The following is a 15,601-nucleotide window of genomic DNA, read 5'->3' as shown; positions in this document are numbered from 1 at the left end:
CAGTTCACCTACCGCAAAATCACCTGGACCCACGAAGTATCCGGTACTTCGGGTTCCGATGACTGGCGTGCTCCAGTCGTTTAATTACGGCTGATTGTTGTACCGCCCCGGGCCGGCATGACCGGTCGGGGCGGACTCACTACTAAAGAAATTTTGCCAATAGCCCTTCAACGGGCTGTTGCGCGTCGCAGCACTGCGCGAGGGACAAGGGAATGTTCTCACCGGCCAATCAGCCTCATTTCAATCTGACCGTCGATGGCATCGACAGCGATTTTCAGGTGCTGTCCTTCACCGGTCGTGAGGCACTCAACACGCCGTTCGAATTCGAGCTGGAACTGGTCAGCGAAAAGGCTTCGATCAACCTCGAAAGCGTGCTGCACAAACTGGCGTTTCTTCAGCTGTCGCCGAGCGGCACGGGTATTCACGGGCTGGTCTACAGCATCGCCCAGGGCGAGGCGGGCAAGCGCCTGACGCGCTACAAGATCTCCCTGCGCCCGCAACTGGCGTACCTGGCGCATCGGGTCAATCAGCGCATTTTCCAGCAGATGACCGTGCAGCAGATCATCAGTCAGGTGCTGGAAGAGCACGGCATCCTCGCCAGCGATTACCATTTCCAGCTGAGCGCGATTTACCCCGAGCGTATCTACTGCGTGCAATACGACGAGTCGGACCTCGATTTCATCCAGCGTCTGTGCGAGGAGGAGGGGATTCACTACCACTTCCAGCACACCGCCAGCGGCCACAAACTGATCTTTGGCGATGACCAGACGGTGTTCCCGAAACTGGCGCCGGTGGCTTATCAGCAGGACTCCGGACTGGTCGCCGACAAACCGGTGGTCAAGCGTTTCGGGCTGCGTCTGGCGACCCGTACCAGTCGCACCACGCGGCGCGATTACGACTTCGTCAAACCGAAGATCGAGCTGGAAAGCGACGCCAAAAGCAGCGCCCAACCGGACCTCGAAGATTACGATTACCCGGGCCGTTTCGTCGACCGCGAGCGTGGCAAGCACCTGGCCAATCGCGCACTGGAACGCCATCGCAGCGACTATCGTCTGGCCGAAGGCAACAGCGATCAGCCGATCCTCGTCAGCGGGCATTTCCTCGCCCTGACCGAGCACGCCAACCCGACGTGGAACGACCTGTGGCTGCTCACCGAAATCTTCCACGAAGGCAAACAGCCGCAGGTGCTGGAAGAGTCGGTGACCAGCGACACCACCGACAACAAGGACGATTTCCACCAGGGCTACCGCAACCGTTTCAGCGCGATCCCGTGGGACGTGCCTTACCGTCCGCCGCTCGATCACCCGAAACCGAAAGTCCTCGGCACGCAAAGCGCCGTGGTCTGCGGCCCCGAAGGTGAAGAGATCTACTGCGACCAGTACGGCCGAGTGAAGGTGCAATTCTTCTGGGACCGCGAAGGCAAGCACGACGACATGACCAGTTGCTGGATGCGCGTGGCGTCGAGCTGGGCGGCCGAGACCTTCGGTTCCATCAACATTCCGCGAGTCGGCATGGAAGTGTTGATCACCTTCCTGGAAGGAGATCCCGACCAGCCGCTGATCACCGGTTGCCTGTACCACGGCGCCAACCTGCCGCCGTACAAACTGCCGGACTTCAAGACCTTGGCCACGGTCAAGAGCAAGGAATACAAGGGCAGCCGCGCCAACGAATTACGCATCGACGACACCACCAGCGAGATCAGTATTGCGCTGCGCAGTGACCACGGTGCGAGCGCGATCAACCTTGGTTACCTGACCCATCCGCGGCCAAGTGGCGGTCAGCCACGCGGCGAAGGTTTTGAACTGCGCACCGACCGCCACGGTGCCGTACGTGCTGCTGCCGGTCTGCTGATCACCACCGAGCCGCGCCCGAACGAATCCAAGCACCACAAAGACTTGCCGGAGACCGCTGAACGCCTCGCCACGGCCAGCGATCAGCAGGACGGTTTTGCGGTGCAAGCCAAGGAGCTTCAAGCTCAGGAAGCCGGCGATCAGGACGACGTGGCCAAGGCGCTGCACGCCCAGCATCAAGGCGTGCTCGGCTCAGGTCCTGCGAACATGACCGCCAACGAATTCCCCGAATTCACCGAGCCGCATCTAGTCCTCGCCAGCCCGGCCGGCATCGCCCTGACCACGCCGCGTTCCAGCCACATCGCCACCGGCGAACACCTGGCGCTGAGCAGCACCGGCCACACCAGTCTGTCGATCGGCAAACGCCTGCTCGCCAGTGCCAGCCGTGGCATGCGCCTGTTCGTGCAGAGCATGGGCTGGCGGCTGGTCGCAGCCTCCGGCGACATCGATGTGCGCGCACTCAAGGACAGCATCAACCTGCTGGCCAAGCTCAACATCACCGCTAACGCCGACCGCATCACCATCACCGCGAAAACCGAACTGGTGATTCAGGGCGGCGGCAGCGCCACGACCTACAACGCCGGCGGCATCACCCACGCCACCAGCGGTCCGTACACCGCGCATGCGGCGAACTTCGCCTACACCGGGGCGAAAAGTCTGGCCGGGGTATTCCCGGAACCGCCGAAACCGGGCAAGGGCAATCTGGAGTTATTCAACCAGTACGCCGGGCGTCAGGGCATCAAGGAAGGCGATTACGAAGTCATCGACGCACTGGGCAAAAGCATCAAGGGCAAGCTCGACGGCAAAGGTTTCGCCAGCGTCGCCGGTGCCGCACCGGGACCGGCGCGCGTGCTGTTCGGCAAGGACCCGGCGGACACCTGGAGCGATGGCAGCTACATCGGCAAACCGGAATGGCCGTTGAACCCGCCGGGCGCGGAAGACGTGCCGAGTCAGGTGCAAGCAATGGTCGCTCAAGTGTTGCCGAGCAAGAACTGGGACATGCTGGAGAAGGGTAAGGACATGGCACAAACAGGGATGAGTGCGATGCAGACCGCGCAGGGCGCAATGCAAACGGCGCAGCAGGTGAAAGGCGCTGTGCAGGGCGGAGTGGCTGGATTGCCGAAACTGGCGAGTGCCGCCATGCCGAGTGCGTCGAGCATCCTCGGCGCAGCAAGCAAGGGCGGACAGCTACCGACGCTTCCCGCGCCAACGCTTCCAAAACCTTCCTTGAAAACCCCAGGCCTGTTGGCGGGTGAGATGCTGTCATGACCACTGAAATCGTAAAACGTGAACCTCAGGTTGCCATCGTTCCACTGAACGCCATCGACATCCAGGACGTTGCCAGCAGCGCAGCGACCTTCGATGCCTGGTTGCAATCAGCCACGGATGGCGTGGTCACCCTTGATCGGATCAAGAACGTCGCCGGCGCCTTACCCGTGGTGGGCAACATCATGGCGTTGGTCGATGCGCTGGGTGACATCGTCACCCTGTCGAATGCCCAGAAGCGCGACCTGCTGGCGTGGGCCAGTCTGGGCATCAATCTGATCGGTGTATTGCCATTACCGCCGGCCATGGCGGCGGCGCGCATGACCCTGCGCCCGACTTTGTTTCTGGTACGCCAAGAGATGAAGGCCACCAGCAAAATGCTGCTCAGTGCATCCGTGATCGAGGTGCTGGTCGGGCACCTGAACGCCTCTATCATGGGCACCCTCGACGACTTCGTTGAACAGGCCAAGGGCAAGTTGCCCGGGATTCTTGCGGACGCTGGCAAGCTCGGCGAAGAGGTCATCAATGAGATTGCCACGGGCATCGAGGCGGTCGCTTTCGGCAATCTGGATGCCAAAGGTGATCTGAATGCGGCCAGCGCCCAGGCAAGCGCAGCAGTCGATCAATTCAAGAATGATCCGCTGGCCTCATTCAGCAATGTTTTCGGGGCTGCCGCGAGTGCTTATAAAGCGGCTGGCAAGGGCCTTGCCAACAGCGTGGCGCAAAATCTGGTGCCCGATGACTTCAAGAAAAACGTCTCCGAAGAAACCAAAAAACTGCGGGTAATGGGCCCGGAGCTGCGCACCCAACTGAGCAAACTCGACGATGAGTCGGTGCAGAACTCCATTGGCTGGTTGCTACTGATCCTCTCCAGCGCCGTTACCCTGTGGCGCAAGCGCAATGCCCATGGTCAGAGCGCCGCGGTCCATCCCGACAAGACTGGATAGGCAAAGCACACGGCGGCCGATGGTCAATTGGGAGCCACTGGTCAACAGGCTCCTGCGAAAGGCGCGCCCGAGCCGAAGAAAAACGGCGCCTGCACGGGCACATGCAACAGCATCAGTTTTGCCTTGGGTTCTGAAAGACTCAGTCATACTGATTTCAGCTTGCCGGGGCCTTTCCCTGTCGAGTGGACGCGCATATACAACTCACGCCTCGACGCCTACGATCACAGCGAACTCGGCGCTCGCTGGATTTCTGAATTCACCACACGCTTTGACTGCGTTGACGATGGCCTGATGTTCTATGGCGCCGATGACCGCGAGCACAGCTATCCATTGCCCAAACTCGGCCTGTTTCACTCCGATGCCATCGAAAACATCACGCTGGTTCGCAGTGGTGAAGACCAGTTACTGTTGTGCCGTGGCTTCGAACGCAAAGAAACCTACGTCCGCCATGGCCAGCGCTTCGTGCTGACCAATATTTCTCTGCGCAACGGCGCCGGGATCATGCTGCATTACGAGCATCGCCATGGCGAACAATCGGTGCTCTCCGACCTGATCACCTATCAGGAAAACGATATCAACAAGGTGCACCTGCACCTCGGCACGATGATCGACGATCACGGCCGACTGATAGGCCTTTGGCAAATCGTTGACGGTGCCCCACTGCGACAACTCTGTGCTTACCAGTACGACGCCTATGGCGACCTGATTCGGGCGCAGGATGAGAACGGCGCAGTCTGGTTGTATCAATACCAGTATCACCTGATTACGCGTTATACCGACCGCACCGGTCGCGGCATGAATCTGGAGTGGGACGGCCAAGGCGCCAAGGCCAAAGCCGTGCGCGAATGGGCCGACGACGGCAGCTTCGACACACGTCTGGAGTGGGACGAAAACATTCGTCTGACCTACGTCACCGACGCGCTCGGTAACGAGACCTGGCACTACTACGACATCCTTGGCTACACCTACCGAATTCGCTACGCGGATGAGCGCTCAGAGTGGTTCTTCCGCGACGACGCGAAAAACATCGTGCGCCGCGTGAATGCCGATGGCAGCGCGGATCGCTACTTTTACGATGAGCGCAGCAACCTAGTCGAACATATTCGCGCCGATCACACGGTGATGCATTACGCCTACGACGATCAAGACATGCTGATCAAAATCAGTGATGCCGAGGGTGGTCAGTGGCAGCGCGCCTATGACGATCAAGGTAATCTGGTTGAAGCGCTCGATCCGCTCGGCAACAAAACCGAATACGCCTACAACAAGGCCGGCCAGCCCACGGCGATCAAGGATGCCAACGGCAACGAAAAGACCCTGGATTACAACGACGCCGGGCAACTCGTCGAGTACGTCGATTGCTCGGGCAAGACCAGTGCCTGGGAATACAACGAACTGGGGCAGATGATCTGCTTCACCGACGCTGCTGGGAACACCACCGAGTACGAATACAAGGCTGGCCAACTGGTGCTGATCAAGCACCCGGACAAGACCGAGGAACGCTTTGAGCGCGACGCCGAAGGTCGATTGTTGGCGCATGTCGATGGTCTGAATCGCTGCACCACCTGGAGTTATACCGCTGCCGGTTTGATCGCCGAACGCGTGGACGCTGCCGAGCAAACCCTGCGCTATCGCTGGGACCGCCTCGGTCAGCTATTGGCGCTGGAAAACGAAAACGAACAACGCGCGCATTTCCATTACGATCCGGTCGGACGCCTGTTGGAAGAAAGCGGCTTCGACGGCCGCACCACACGCTATCAATACGATGCGCAAACCGGTCGCCTTGCCCAATCGATCAATGGCAACCGTGTGATCTCGGTGAGCTTCGACTCGATGGGCCGCTTGACCGAACGTCGCGCCACCCTGGGCGACCAGTCGCAAAGCGAAACCTTCGCCTACGACGGCAACGGCAACATGGTGCTCGCTGACAACGCCGATAGCCGCCTGCAATGGTTCCACGACCCGGCCGGCAATCTTCTGCGTGAACACCAGCATTACCTCGGTCTGGAAAAACCTACGGTCGCAATCTGGCAGCACGAGTACGACGTGCTGAATCATCGTGTTGCTACCGTGCGCCCGGACGGCCACCGCGTCAGTTGGTTGACCTACGGCAGCGGCCACCTGCTCGGTCTGCGCCTGGACGACCACGAACTGATCGGTTACGAGCGCGACGACCTGCACCGCGAAGTCGCCCGCCATCAAGGCAACCACCTGCTGCAAACTCAAAGCTGGGGCCCTGCCGGTCGCCTCCAAGAGCAACTGCTGGGCCGCAGCGACGACAAATCCACACTGCTCAAACGCGAATACACCTACGACGCTGCCGGCCAACTGACCGACATCAACGACAGTCGTCGTGGCCCGCTCGCCTATCTTTACGATCCCGTCGGCCGACTGCTCAGCGCTACCACACGTCAAGGCGTGGAAACCTTCGCCTTCGACCCGGCCGGCAACCTGCTGGACGACAAGGCAACGGAAATTCGCCGCCCACTGGACCTGACCCCACCGCGCAGCAAACTGGTCGACAACTTGCTGCGCGAATACGCCGGCACCCACTACGATTACGACGAGCGCGGTAATCAGATCCAGCGCTGGCACAACGGTCAACGCAGTGATCTGCAGTGGGATTTGTTTGATCGACTGGTGCATTTCGAAGACTCGCGCCTGAGCGTGGATTTCGCCTACGACGCACTGGGACGCCGCCTGCACAAAAACTCCCGCGCCCACTACAAACAGCGTCCTGAAGCAGGCTCTCTCTGGAATCGAAACGAGCACGCCCGCAAACAACGTGAACTGGGCTGCGGCTTCACCTTGTACGGCTGGGACGGCGACAACCTCGCCTGGGAAAGCAGCCCGGCGCAGAGCGATGGCGAACCGGGTCGCACGGTGCACTACGTCTTCGAACCGGGGACTTTTGTCCCTGTTGCACAGGCTGTAAGGCACGCGCCAATCGATCTGATTGGGCTGCCGGATTACAGCGGTGAGTACAGTCTGGATGAGGACCCGTTGTGGAATCACAAGGCCACGGCATTACCGTTTGACGCGTTGGCCTGGTATCAGTGCGATCACCTCGGCACCCCGCAAGAGCTGACTGATTCACAAGGCAACATGGCGTGGATCGCGCAGTACAAGGCGTGGGGGCAGGTGACGGAACAGCGTTCGGAATGGGCGCGGCAGCATGGGGTGGTGAACCCGATCAGATTCCAAGGGCAGTATCACGATCATGAGACAGGGCTGCATTACAACCGGTATCGGTACTATGATCCGGGGGTTGGTCGGTTCATAAGCAAAGATCCGATAAGTTATACCGGAGGCATTAACCTTTATGCCTATGCAGCGAATCCGGTTGAGTGGGTGGATCCATTGGGCCTTTGGGGCTCAAACCCGATAACAAAATATCGTCACAATGAGAACGGATCGCTGAAGAGCGTAACCGCGAAAATTCGACCGGAAGACTTGGGAACTGGGACAAATACCAACACTAGTTCACGGGGGTTTGCGCGTAACTTGGGCTGTAATACGGACGACGCTGGCCATGCCATCGGAAATCGACTGGGTGGAAGCGGTGGTAAGGGGAACATTTTTCCTCAAGCCCCTAGTGTTAACCGTGGTGAGTTCCGTGACTTTGAGGGAGATATTGCCGAAGCTGTTAAAGGCGGTAGTAACGTAATAGTACGTGTCACCCCTCAGTACGATGAAGGTGCCACTCGACCTCATTCTGTTTTGTACCAGGCGAGAGTTGACGGGAATACTGAAAGTCGGCTATTCCACAACCCTTGTTCGTGCGATTGTTGATAGGAGCGTTTTATGTCACCTAGTGAGCGATTACAAAATTTTCTTTCGCAGATGCATGAGTGGGAGGTGGGATTTCATGCCGAGAAGCGATGCGACGCATATAAGACGGATTCGGGGTATCGGACTAAGGCGAATGAAGCAGCAAAATCAAGGTTGGAAGCGATATTCTCTGAAAATCTGAGTGTGAAAGCTTCAATTGCCCTTGGATCAGCAAGGCTCGATACATTAGGTACTGGACAGCCTCCGGAGTATGAACAGACCATTTTGACTGACACCGAAGAACAGCTAGATGAGGAAACGAATATTCAGGCAGTCAGAAAAAAAGGGCTGAAACAACGTTATCGATACACCGTGATCGTAGAGCGTGATGAACCAAAAATTGATGGGGTTAGCGTTTGGCGCGCTAGCAGTGAGAAATGGGAGCGTCGTCATGCGATTTAGCCCTAAACTGGTCTCTGAAGAAAATCACCTATGCACGAGTTGATGTAAGTTAGTGCCTGGTGAAAATATCTATCCAGATCAAGGCAATTACTGAACACGACGACCCGGTCGAGTTATTTGAATCAGAAGCTTTGGAACTTGCAGAAGTACATCGAAAATTTGCCGCTCTTCTCTCGGACTAACTAGTTGTCTGCAGCACCTGTGGTCTGTCGTCTTTGCAGTTGATCACGACGAGAGGGTTGAATGGAGTTGCCGTGCTCGATAAACGCGGACTGAGCCCGAATGAGTGTGAGCTAGCGACCAATAGTCAAAGGAGGGACGAAATGAAAGACGCAATTCGCTTGGGCGACTCCACCACCCACGGTGGAAAAGTCCTCGAAGCCTTCCACCAGACCGACCTCAACGGCAAGCCGATTGCCGGGGTTGGTCACAAGGTCAGTTGCCCATTGTGCAAAGGGATATTCCCGATTGCCGAGGGCAGCAGCACCTACACCGTCGATGGCACGCCCATCGCCCTCGACGGCATGAAAACCGCCTGCGGGGCCGCGTTGATTGCCAGCGGCCCGAAAGGGGCTGTCGTCAGCTAATCCGGATTTCTTTGATGTGTGCCTCAGAGAGGCGGCTTTTTGTCGCCTCTCGTTGAAGCCTTGACCTTGTTTCCTCCAGACCTGGCCCTTGTTGGCGGGTGAGATGCTTGTGAATGACCACTGTGCTGGCACTGGTGGATTGATCCACTTGGACTTGCGCGATGCCCTTGTCTGGATGGCGGAAGTTTCCGCGATATAGATGCCAAGCGTCAGGCAAACGAAGTGGGGCACCACATGCCTCAGAATGCCTACAACAAAACCATCGACGTATCCCGAAATGATGGGCCGGCAGTGTTGATGACAACAGAAACTCATGCCGAAACACGGACTTTCTCGGGAAGAGGCAAAGCGTCGATGAGAAAGGACGGAGAGGCTGAATTGAATGCTCGCCAGCGACTGGCGCTGGACGTCAGGGATTTGAGAAAGCTTTATGGCACCAAGTGCAACAGCGCGTCGTTGAAGGCGATTGCGTACGCGAAAACAAGACCCGAATATCAAAAGAGAAAGCCATTATGAAAGTCAAAGATCTGATCCTTCCCGAGGCTTACAGCGCCTTCGCTTCCAAGTATCAAGCGTTAGACGGCTTTTGTAATCTCAGACTGATAAACGAGCAAGACGCGTTCGACGAAACGCTGGAGACCGAGCTCGCGCAGGTATATGTGAGCGAGTCACAGTTGCGGGAAAAGTCCGAGGCGCTCAAGCAAGACTTTGTCTGTGATGGTTATTACGGTGAACCCGGCGATGTCAGTGATGAGCCGGGTGCCATTGCCGACATCACCGACTTCTCGAACATTATCTGTTTTGGCATGGCGGGTGACGGTAGCCCGTTTTGTTTCGACTACAGAGACGATCGCAAGCATCCGAGCGTCATCTGGTGGGAGGATGATCATTGGCGAAAAATCGCCGACAGTTTCGAAGATTTTATCGCCCTGTTTTCGTGATTCGAAGTTGAGCAACTGAAAAAGCGCAACGGCTGTCTCGCTGCCTGTCGGGGTCGAAGTCGAGAGCGGCGCCCCGTCGGACCGTCAAAGGAGTGACACCATGAAAGACGCAATTCGCCTCGGCGACTCCACCACCCACGGTGGCAAAGTCCTCGAAGCCTTCTCCCGGACCGACCTCAACGGCAAGCCGATTGCCGGGCTCGGTCACAAGGTCAGTTGCCCTCTGTGCAAAGGGATATTCCCGATTGCCGAGGGCAGCAGCACCTACACCGTCGATGGCACGCCCATCGCCCTCGACGGCATGAAAACCGCCTGCGGGGCCGCGTTGATTGCCAGTGGCCCGAAAGGGGCTGTCGTCAGCTAATCCGGATTTTTTCTTTGATGCGTGCCTCAGAGAGGCGGCTTTTTGTCGCCCTCTTGCTGAATCCTTGACCTTTTTTCCTCCATGCCCAGGCCTTTTTGGCGGGTGAGATGCTGTGAATGACCACTGAAACTGCTGTCGCAAAACGTGAGCCCCAAGTTGCCATCGTTCCACTCAATGCCATCGATATTCAGGACGTCGCCAGCAGTGCGGCGACCTTCGATGCCTGGCTGCAATCGGCCACGGATGGTGTGGTCACGCTTGACCGAATCAAAAATTACGCGGGCTTCGTGCCGGTGGTGGGCAACATCATGGCGCTGGTCGATGCGCTGGGTGACATCGTCACCTTGTCGAACGCCAAGCAACGCGACTTGCTCGCGTGGGCCAGCCTTGGCATCAACCTGATCGGCGTTTTGCCGTTGCCGCCGGCGATGGCAGCGGCGCGCATGACCCTGCGCCCGACGCTGTTTCTGGTACGCCAGGAGATGAAGGCCGGCAGCAAATTGTTGCTCAGCACCTCCGTGATCGAAGTGTTGGTCGGGCACCTGAACGCTTCGATTGTCGGCACTCTGGATGATTTTGTTGAACAGGCCAAAGGTAAATTGCCCGGCATCCTCGCGGACGCTGGCAAGCTCGGCGAAGAGGTCATCAACGAGATAGCCAAAGGCATCGAAGCGGTGGCTTTCGGCAATCTGGATGCCAAAGGTGATTTGAATGCGGCGAGCGCTCAGGCGAGCGCTGCAGTCGACCAATTCAAGAATGATCCGCTGGCCTCATTCAGCAATGTATTCGGGGCTGCCGCGAGTGCTTATAAAGCGGCTGGCAAGGGCCTGGCCAACAGCGTGGCGCAGAACCTGGTGCCCGACGACTTCAAAAAAACCGTTTCCGACGAAACCAAAAAACTGCGTGCGATGGGGCCTGAGCTGCGCACCCAACTGAGCAAGCTCGACGATGAATCGGTGCAGAACTCCATCGGCTGGCTGCTGCTGATCCTCTCCAGTGCCGTGACCCTGTGGCGCAAGCGCAATGCTCATGGCCAGAGCACCGCGGTCCATCCAGATAAAACCGGTCAGGCAAAGCACACGGCGTCCGATGGTCAATTGGGATCCAGTGGTCAACAGGCTCCGGCGAAAGGCGCGCCCGAGCCGAAGAAAAACTGCGCCTGTTCCAGTACCGGTCACAGCATTAATTTCGCCTTGGGTTCGGAAAGCCTCAGCCATACCGATTTCAGCCTGCCCGGCCCATTTCCGGTCGAGTGGACACGCACTTACAACTCACGCCTCGACGCCTACGATCACAGCGAACTCGGCGCTCGCTGGATCAACGAATTCACCACGCGTTTTGACTGCGCGGACGATGGGCTGACGTTCTACGGCGCTGACGGCCGCGACCACAGCTACCCACTGCCAAAGGTCGGCTTGTTCCACTACGACGCGATCGAAAACATCACCCTGGTCCGCAACAGCGAAGATCAACTGCTGCTGTGCCGTGGTTTCGAGCGCAAGGAAACCTACGTCCGCCTTGGCCAGCGCTTTGTACTGAGCAACATTTCCCTGCGCAACGGCGCCGGGATCATGCTGCATTACGAGCATCGGCACGGCGAACAGTCACTGCTCTCGGATCTGATCACCTATCAGGAAAACGACTTCACTAAAGTCCATTTGCACCTCGGCACGATGATCGACGATCACGGCCGCCTGACCGGCCTCTGGCAAATCGTTGACGGTGCTGCACTGCGACAACTCTGCGCCTACCAGTACGACGCCTATGGCGATCTGATTCAGGCGCAAGACGAGAACGGTTCAGTCTGGTCGTATCAGTACCAGCATCACCTGATCACCCGTTACACCGACCGCACCGGCCGCGGCATGAATCTGCAGTGGGACGGTTCGGGCGCCAAGGCCAAAGCCATCCGCGAATGGGCCGATGACGGCAGCTTCGACACGCGCCTGGAGTGGGACGAAAACATCCGTCTGACCTACGTCACCGATGCGCTCGGTAACGAGACCTGGCACTACTACGACATCCTTGGCTACACCTATCGCATTCGCTACGCCGATGAACGTTCGGAATGGTTCTTCCGCGACGACGCGAAAAACATCGTGCGCCGCGTCAATGCCGACGGCAGCACCGATCGCTACAGCTACGACGAGCGCAGCAACCTGCTCGAGCACATCCGCGCCGATCACACGGTGATGCATTACGCCTACGACGATCAGGATCTGCTGATCAAAATCCGCGATGCCGAGGGTGGTCAGTGGCAGCGTGCCTATGACGACCAGGGCAATCTGGTCGAAGCGCTCGATCCGCTCGGCAACAAAACCGAATACGCCTACAACAAATCCGGCCAGCCCACCGCGATCAAGGACGCCAACGGCAACGAAAAAACTCTCGACTACAACGACGCTGGGCAACTGGTCGAGTACGTCGATTGCTCGGGCAAGACCAGCGCTTGGGAATACAACGAGCTGGGGCAGATGGTCTGCTTCACCGACGCCGCCGGCAACGCCACCGAATACGAATACATGGCCGGCCACCTGGTGCTGATCAAGCATCCGGACAAGACCGAAGAGCGCTTTGATCGTGACGCCGAAGGTCGCTTGTTGGCCCATGTCGATGGTCTTGATCGCTGCACCACGTGGAGCTACAGCGCAGCCGGCATGATCGCCGAGCGCGTCGATGCCGCCGAACAAACCCTGCGCTATCGCTGGGACCGTCTCGGGCGGTTAACAGCCCTGGAAAACGAAAACGAGCAACGCGCGCACTTCCACTACGACCCGGTCGGACGCCTGCTGGAAGAAAGCGGCTTCGATGGTCGCAGCACACGTTATCAGTACGACCCTTTAACGGGTCGCTTGGCCCAATCGATCAATGGCCAGCGCGTCATCTCGGTAAGTTTCGACCCGATGGGCCGCTTGACCGAACGTCGCGCCACCCTGGGCGACCAGTCGCAAAGCGAAACCTTTGCCTATGACGGCAACGGCAACATGGTGCTCGCGGACAACGCCGACAGCCGCCTGCAATGGTTCCACGACCCGGCCGGCAATCTGCTGCGCGAACACCAACATTACCTCGGACTGGAAAAACCCACCGTCGCGATCTGGCAGCACGAGTACGACGTGCTCAATCAGCGTGTTGCCACCGTGCGCCCCGACGGCCACCGCGTCAGCTGGCTGACGTACGGCAGCGGCCACCTGCTCGGTCTGCGCCTGGACGACCACGAACTGATCGGTTACGAACGCGACGACCTTCACCGCGAGGTCGCCCGCCATCAAGGCAACCACCTGCTGCAAATCCAGAGCTGGGATCCTGCCGGGCGCCTGCAAGAGCAACTGCTGGGCCGCAGCGACGACAAATCCACACTGCTCAAACGCGAATACACCTACGACGCCGCGGGCCAACTCACCGACATCAACGACAGCCGTCGCGGGCCGCTCGCCTATCGCTACGATCCTGTCGGCCGACTGCTCAGCGCCACCACACGTCAAAGCGTGGAAACCTTCGCCTTCGACCCCGCCGGCAACCTGCTCGACGACAAGGCGACAGAAATTCGCCGCCCACTGGACCTGACTCCACCGCGCAGCAAACTGGTCGACAACCTGCTGCGCGAATACGCCGGCACGCATTACGACTACGACGAACGCGGCAACCAGATTCAGCGCTGGCACAACGGCCAACGCAGCGATCTGCGTTGGGACCTGTTTGATCGACTGGTGAATTTCGAAGACCCGCGCCTGAGCGTGGATTTCGCCTACGACGCACTGGGACGCCGCCTGCACAAAAACTCGCGCGCGCATTACAAGCAACGTCCAGAAGCAGGCTCTCTCTGGAACAGAAACGAACACGCGCGCAAACAGCGGGAGCTGGGCTGCGGCTTCACCTTATACGGCTGGGATGGCGATAACCTCGCCTGGGAAAGCAGCCCGGCGCAGAGCGATGGCGAGCCGGGCCGCACGGTGCACTACGTCTTCGAACCGGGGACTTTTGTCCCAGTAGCGCAGGCTGTACGGCATGCGCCGATCGATCTGATTGGCCTGCCGGATTATAGCGGTGAGTACAGTCTGGATGAGGACCCGTTGTGGAATCACCAGGCAACGGCATTACCGTTTGACGCGTTGGCCTGGTATCAGTGCGATCACCTCGGCACCCCGCAGGAACTTACGGATTCACAAGGCAATATGGCCTGGACCGCACAGTACAAGGCGTGGGGGCGGGTGACTGAACAGCGTTCGGAATGGGCACGGCAGCACGGCGTGATGAACCCGATCAGGTTCCAGGGGCAGTATCACGATCATGAGACGGGGCTGCATTACAACCGGTATCGGTACTATGATCCGGGGGTTGGGCGGTTTATTAGTAAGGACCCTATCAGCTACGCGGGTGGCATCAACCTTTATACCTATGCGCCAAACCCGGTACTGTGGACAGATCCATGGGGCCTAAGTAACGAACCCCTAGGTGGCGAAAATAATCCCCTTGGTACATCTAGAGCAGCTCGGCGTGAAGCTATGAGGCAAGCCGGTATACCCACAAGCCAGCAACCCAGTGGCCAATCCAAAAATAAATCAGGATGGGAGTATCGTTACGACTCACCACAACCAGGTGGAGGTAAAGGACAATCATCCGTGCAGCAGCAAACAATGGACGTAAGTCATCCAGATAAACCACATTGGGAGGCAGGTAAAGTAAAGCTTGAGGATAACGGAAGCCCAAGGATGAGTAAGCATGGTCGCCCTCAGTTGCGCAACGGTAAAGGAAAGGCCTTCTATAAACAAGGGTGCTGCAAATGAACATAGATCCTTATAAAAGACAAATTCTTTATAGAAAGGCTCAAGGGAAAAAGGTGCTGAGTCAGTATCAAATGAAGATGGCTTCTCTTGTCGGGTTATCTTTTGATGAGTCGCTGCTTCTAAGTTTGCCGGAAACAGATAGTATAATTGCAGTATTGATGGCTGCGCGCGAAATTTCTTGCGTGCGCAAAGAGTATTCGTTATCCGTTGAAGCGCTTAGCTTTGCTTTTTCGGCAATCGAAAATCAAAAATACTATTTGCTTGTAGATGAGGATTGGAAATACTGCGGAGCATACGTGGTCGAGAGCGGAGTTTTGCTTTGTACGGGGTTTGACTTTGATAAAACCAGAAGCGACGAAATTAGATTAATTAGTGATGATTTTTCTACGCAGGTCTCTATTGATTATAGTGAAACTTGCGGCGAGAAAATTTTCGAGTGCTGTATAAAGAAATATGAGCAACCCTAGATTTTTAACCAGTCACCACTGAAAATGAAATTCCTTCTGGGATAAGCCACTTCTACTCGCTTCATCTTTAAAGGAATATATATGAAAAAGCTGCTTTGAAGATAGCGATGAAAATGGAGTCGCTAAGATCGCCGGCATTCCTGCATGGATTCAAGATGA

8 protein-coding genes and 2 pseudogenes are annotated in these 15,601 nt (G+C 57.5%); all 10 read left to right on the top strand.

The genetic code is table 11. From position 1 onward, the window contains the following. Positions 1-84 (top strand): annotated as a pseudogene (locus ACIONG_RS03715) (type VI secretion system tube protein Hcp); the annotation flags it as partial. A gap of 128 nt (positions 85-212) precedes the next feature. Further along, positions 213-3,119, top strand: coding sequence for a type VI secretion system tip protein VgrG (locus ACIONG_RS03710; RefSeq protein ID WP_401296789.1), 2,907 nt, complete (start codon positions 213-215; stop codon positions 3,117-3,119). After that, positions 3,116-7,855: pseudogene (locus ACIONG_RS03705) on the top strand (RHS repeat-associated core domain-containing protein). Before ACIONG_RS03710 ends, ACIONG_RS03705 begins: the two are co-directional and overlap by 4 nt. Positions 7,856-7,867: 12 nt before the next feature. Next, a complete protein-coding gene (locus ACIONG_RS03700) occupies positions 7,868-8,296 on the top strand; it encodes an NTF2 fold immunity protein (protein WP_401296787.1) in 429 nt (142 codons plus the stop codon). 323 nt (positions 8,297-8,619) lie between these two features. Continuing rightward, the gene (locus ACIONG_RS03695) at positions 8,620-8,883 is read left to right on the top strand and encodes a PAAR domain-containing protein (RefSeq protein WP_095191119.1); all 264 of its coding nucleotides are present in this window, start codon (positions 8,620-8,622) and stop codon (positions 8,881-8,883) included. Between the two features lie 234 nt (positions 8,884-9,117). Continuing rightward, the gene (locus ACIONG_RS03690) at positions 9,118-9,399 is read left to right on the top strand and encodes a hypothetical protein (protein WP_401296785.1); all 282 of its coding nucleotides are present in this window, start codon (positions 9,118-9,120) and stop codon (positions 9,397-9,399) included. Next, positions 9,396-9,824 carry an SMI1/KNR4 family protein gene (locus ACIONG_RS03685; RefSeq protein ID WP_212809085.1) on the top strand — a complete coding sequence of 143 codons (429 nt, stop codon included), beginning with the start codon at positions 9,396-9,398 and terminating at the stop codon, positions 9,822-9,824. The genes ACIONG_RS03690 and ACIONG_RS03685 overlap by 4 nt, the downstream gene beginning before the upstream one ends. 100 nt (positions 9,825-9,924) lie before the next feature. Beyond that, positions 9,925-10,188, top strand: a complete 264-nt coding sequence (locus ACIONG_RS03680; RefSeq protein WP_123462276.1) for a PAAR domain-containing protein — start codon at positions 9,925-9,927, stop codon at positions 10,186-10,188. 116 nt (positions 10,189-10,304) lie between these two features. Then, on the top strand, positions 10,305-14,975 hold the full coding sequence (locus tag ACIONG_RS03675) for an RHS repeat-associated core domain-containing protein (protein ID WP_401296782.1): 4,671 nt from the start codon (positions 10,305-10,307) through the stop codon (positions 14,973-14,975). Continuing rightward, positions 14,972-15,442 (top strand): hypothetical protein, encoded by a 471-nt coding sequence (locus ACIONG_RS03670; protein ID WP_212809082.1) that lies wholly within the window; start codon positions 14,972-14,974, stop codon positions 15,440-15,442. The genes ACIONG_RS03675 and ACIONG_RS03670 overlap by 4 nt, the downstream gene beginning before the upstream one ends. Positions 15,443-15,601: the final 159 nt, after the last annotated feature.

The sequence above is a fragment of the Pseudomonas sp. NPDC087817 genome, assembly GCF_044742875.1.
In the GTDB taxonomy this organism is placed as follows: Bacteria; Pseudomonadota; Gammaproteobacteria; order Pseudomonadales; family Pseudomonadaceae; genus Aquipseudomonas.
Note: the sequence above shows the minus strand (reverse complement) of the source record. Positions and strands in the feature narration are given on the sequence as shown.

Excerpts from the sequence above, each read along its gene's own strand:
- ACIONG_RS03710 (WP_401296789.1), top strand. The coding sequence starts at position 213 with ATGTTCTCACCGGCCAATCAGCCTCATTTCAATCTGACCGTCGATGGC.
- ACIONG_RS03700 (WP_401296787.1), top strand. The coding sequence starts at position 7,868 with ATGTCACCTAGTGAGCGATTACAAAATTTTCTTTCGCAGATGCATGAG.
- ACIONG_RS03695 (WP_095191119.1), top strand. The coding sequence starts at position 8,620 with ATGAAAGACGCAATTCGCTTGGGCGACTCCACCACCCACGGTGGAAAA.
- ACIONG_RS03690 (WP_401296785.1), top strand. The coding sequence starts at position 9,118 with ATGCCTCAGAATGCCTACAACAAAACCATCGACGTATCCCGAAATGAT.
- ACIONG_RS03685 (WP_212809085.1), top strand. The coding sequence starts at position 9,396 with ATGAAAGTCAAAGATCTGATCCTTCCCGAGGCTTACAGCGCCTTCGCT.
- ACIONG_RS03680 (WP_123462276.1), top strand. The coding sequence starts at position 9,925 with ATGAAAGACGCAATTCGCCTCGGCGACTCCACCACCCACGGTGGCAAA.
- ACIONG_RS03675 (WP_401296782.1), top strand. The coding sequence starts at position 10,305 with ATGACCACTGAAACTGCTGTCGCAAAACGTGAGCCCCAAGTTGCCATC.
- ACIONG_RS03670 (WP_212809082.1), top strand. The coding sequence starts at position 14,972 with ATGAACATAGATCCTTATAAAAGACAAATTCTTTATAGAAAGGCTCAA.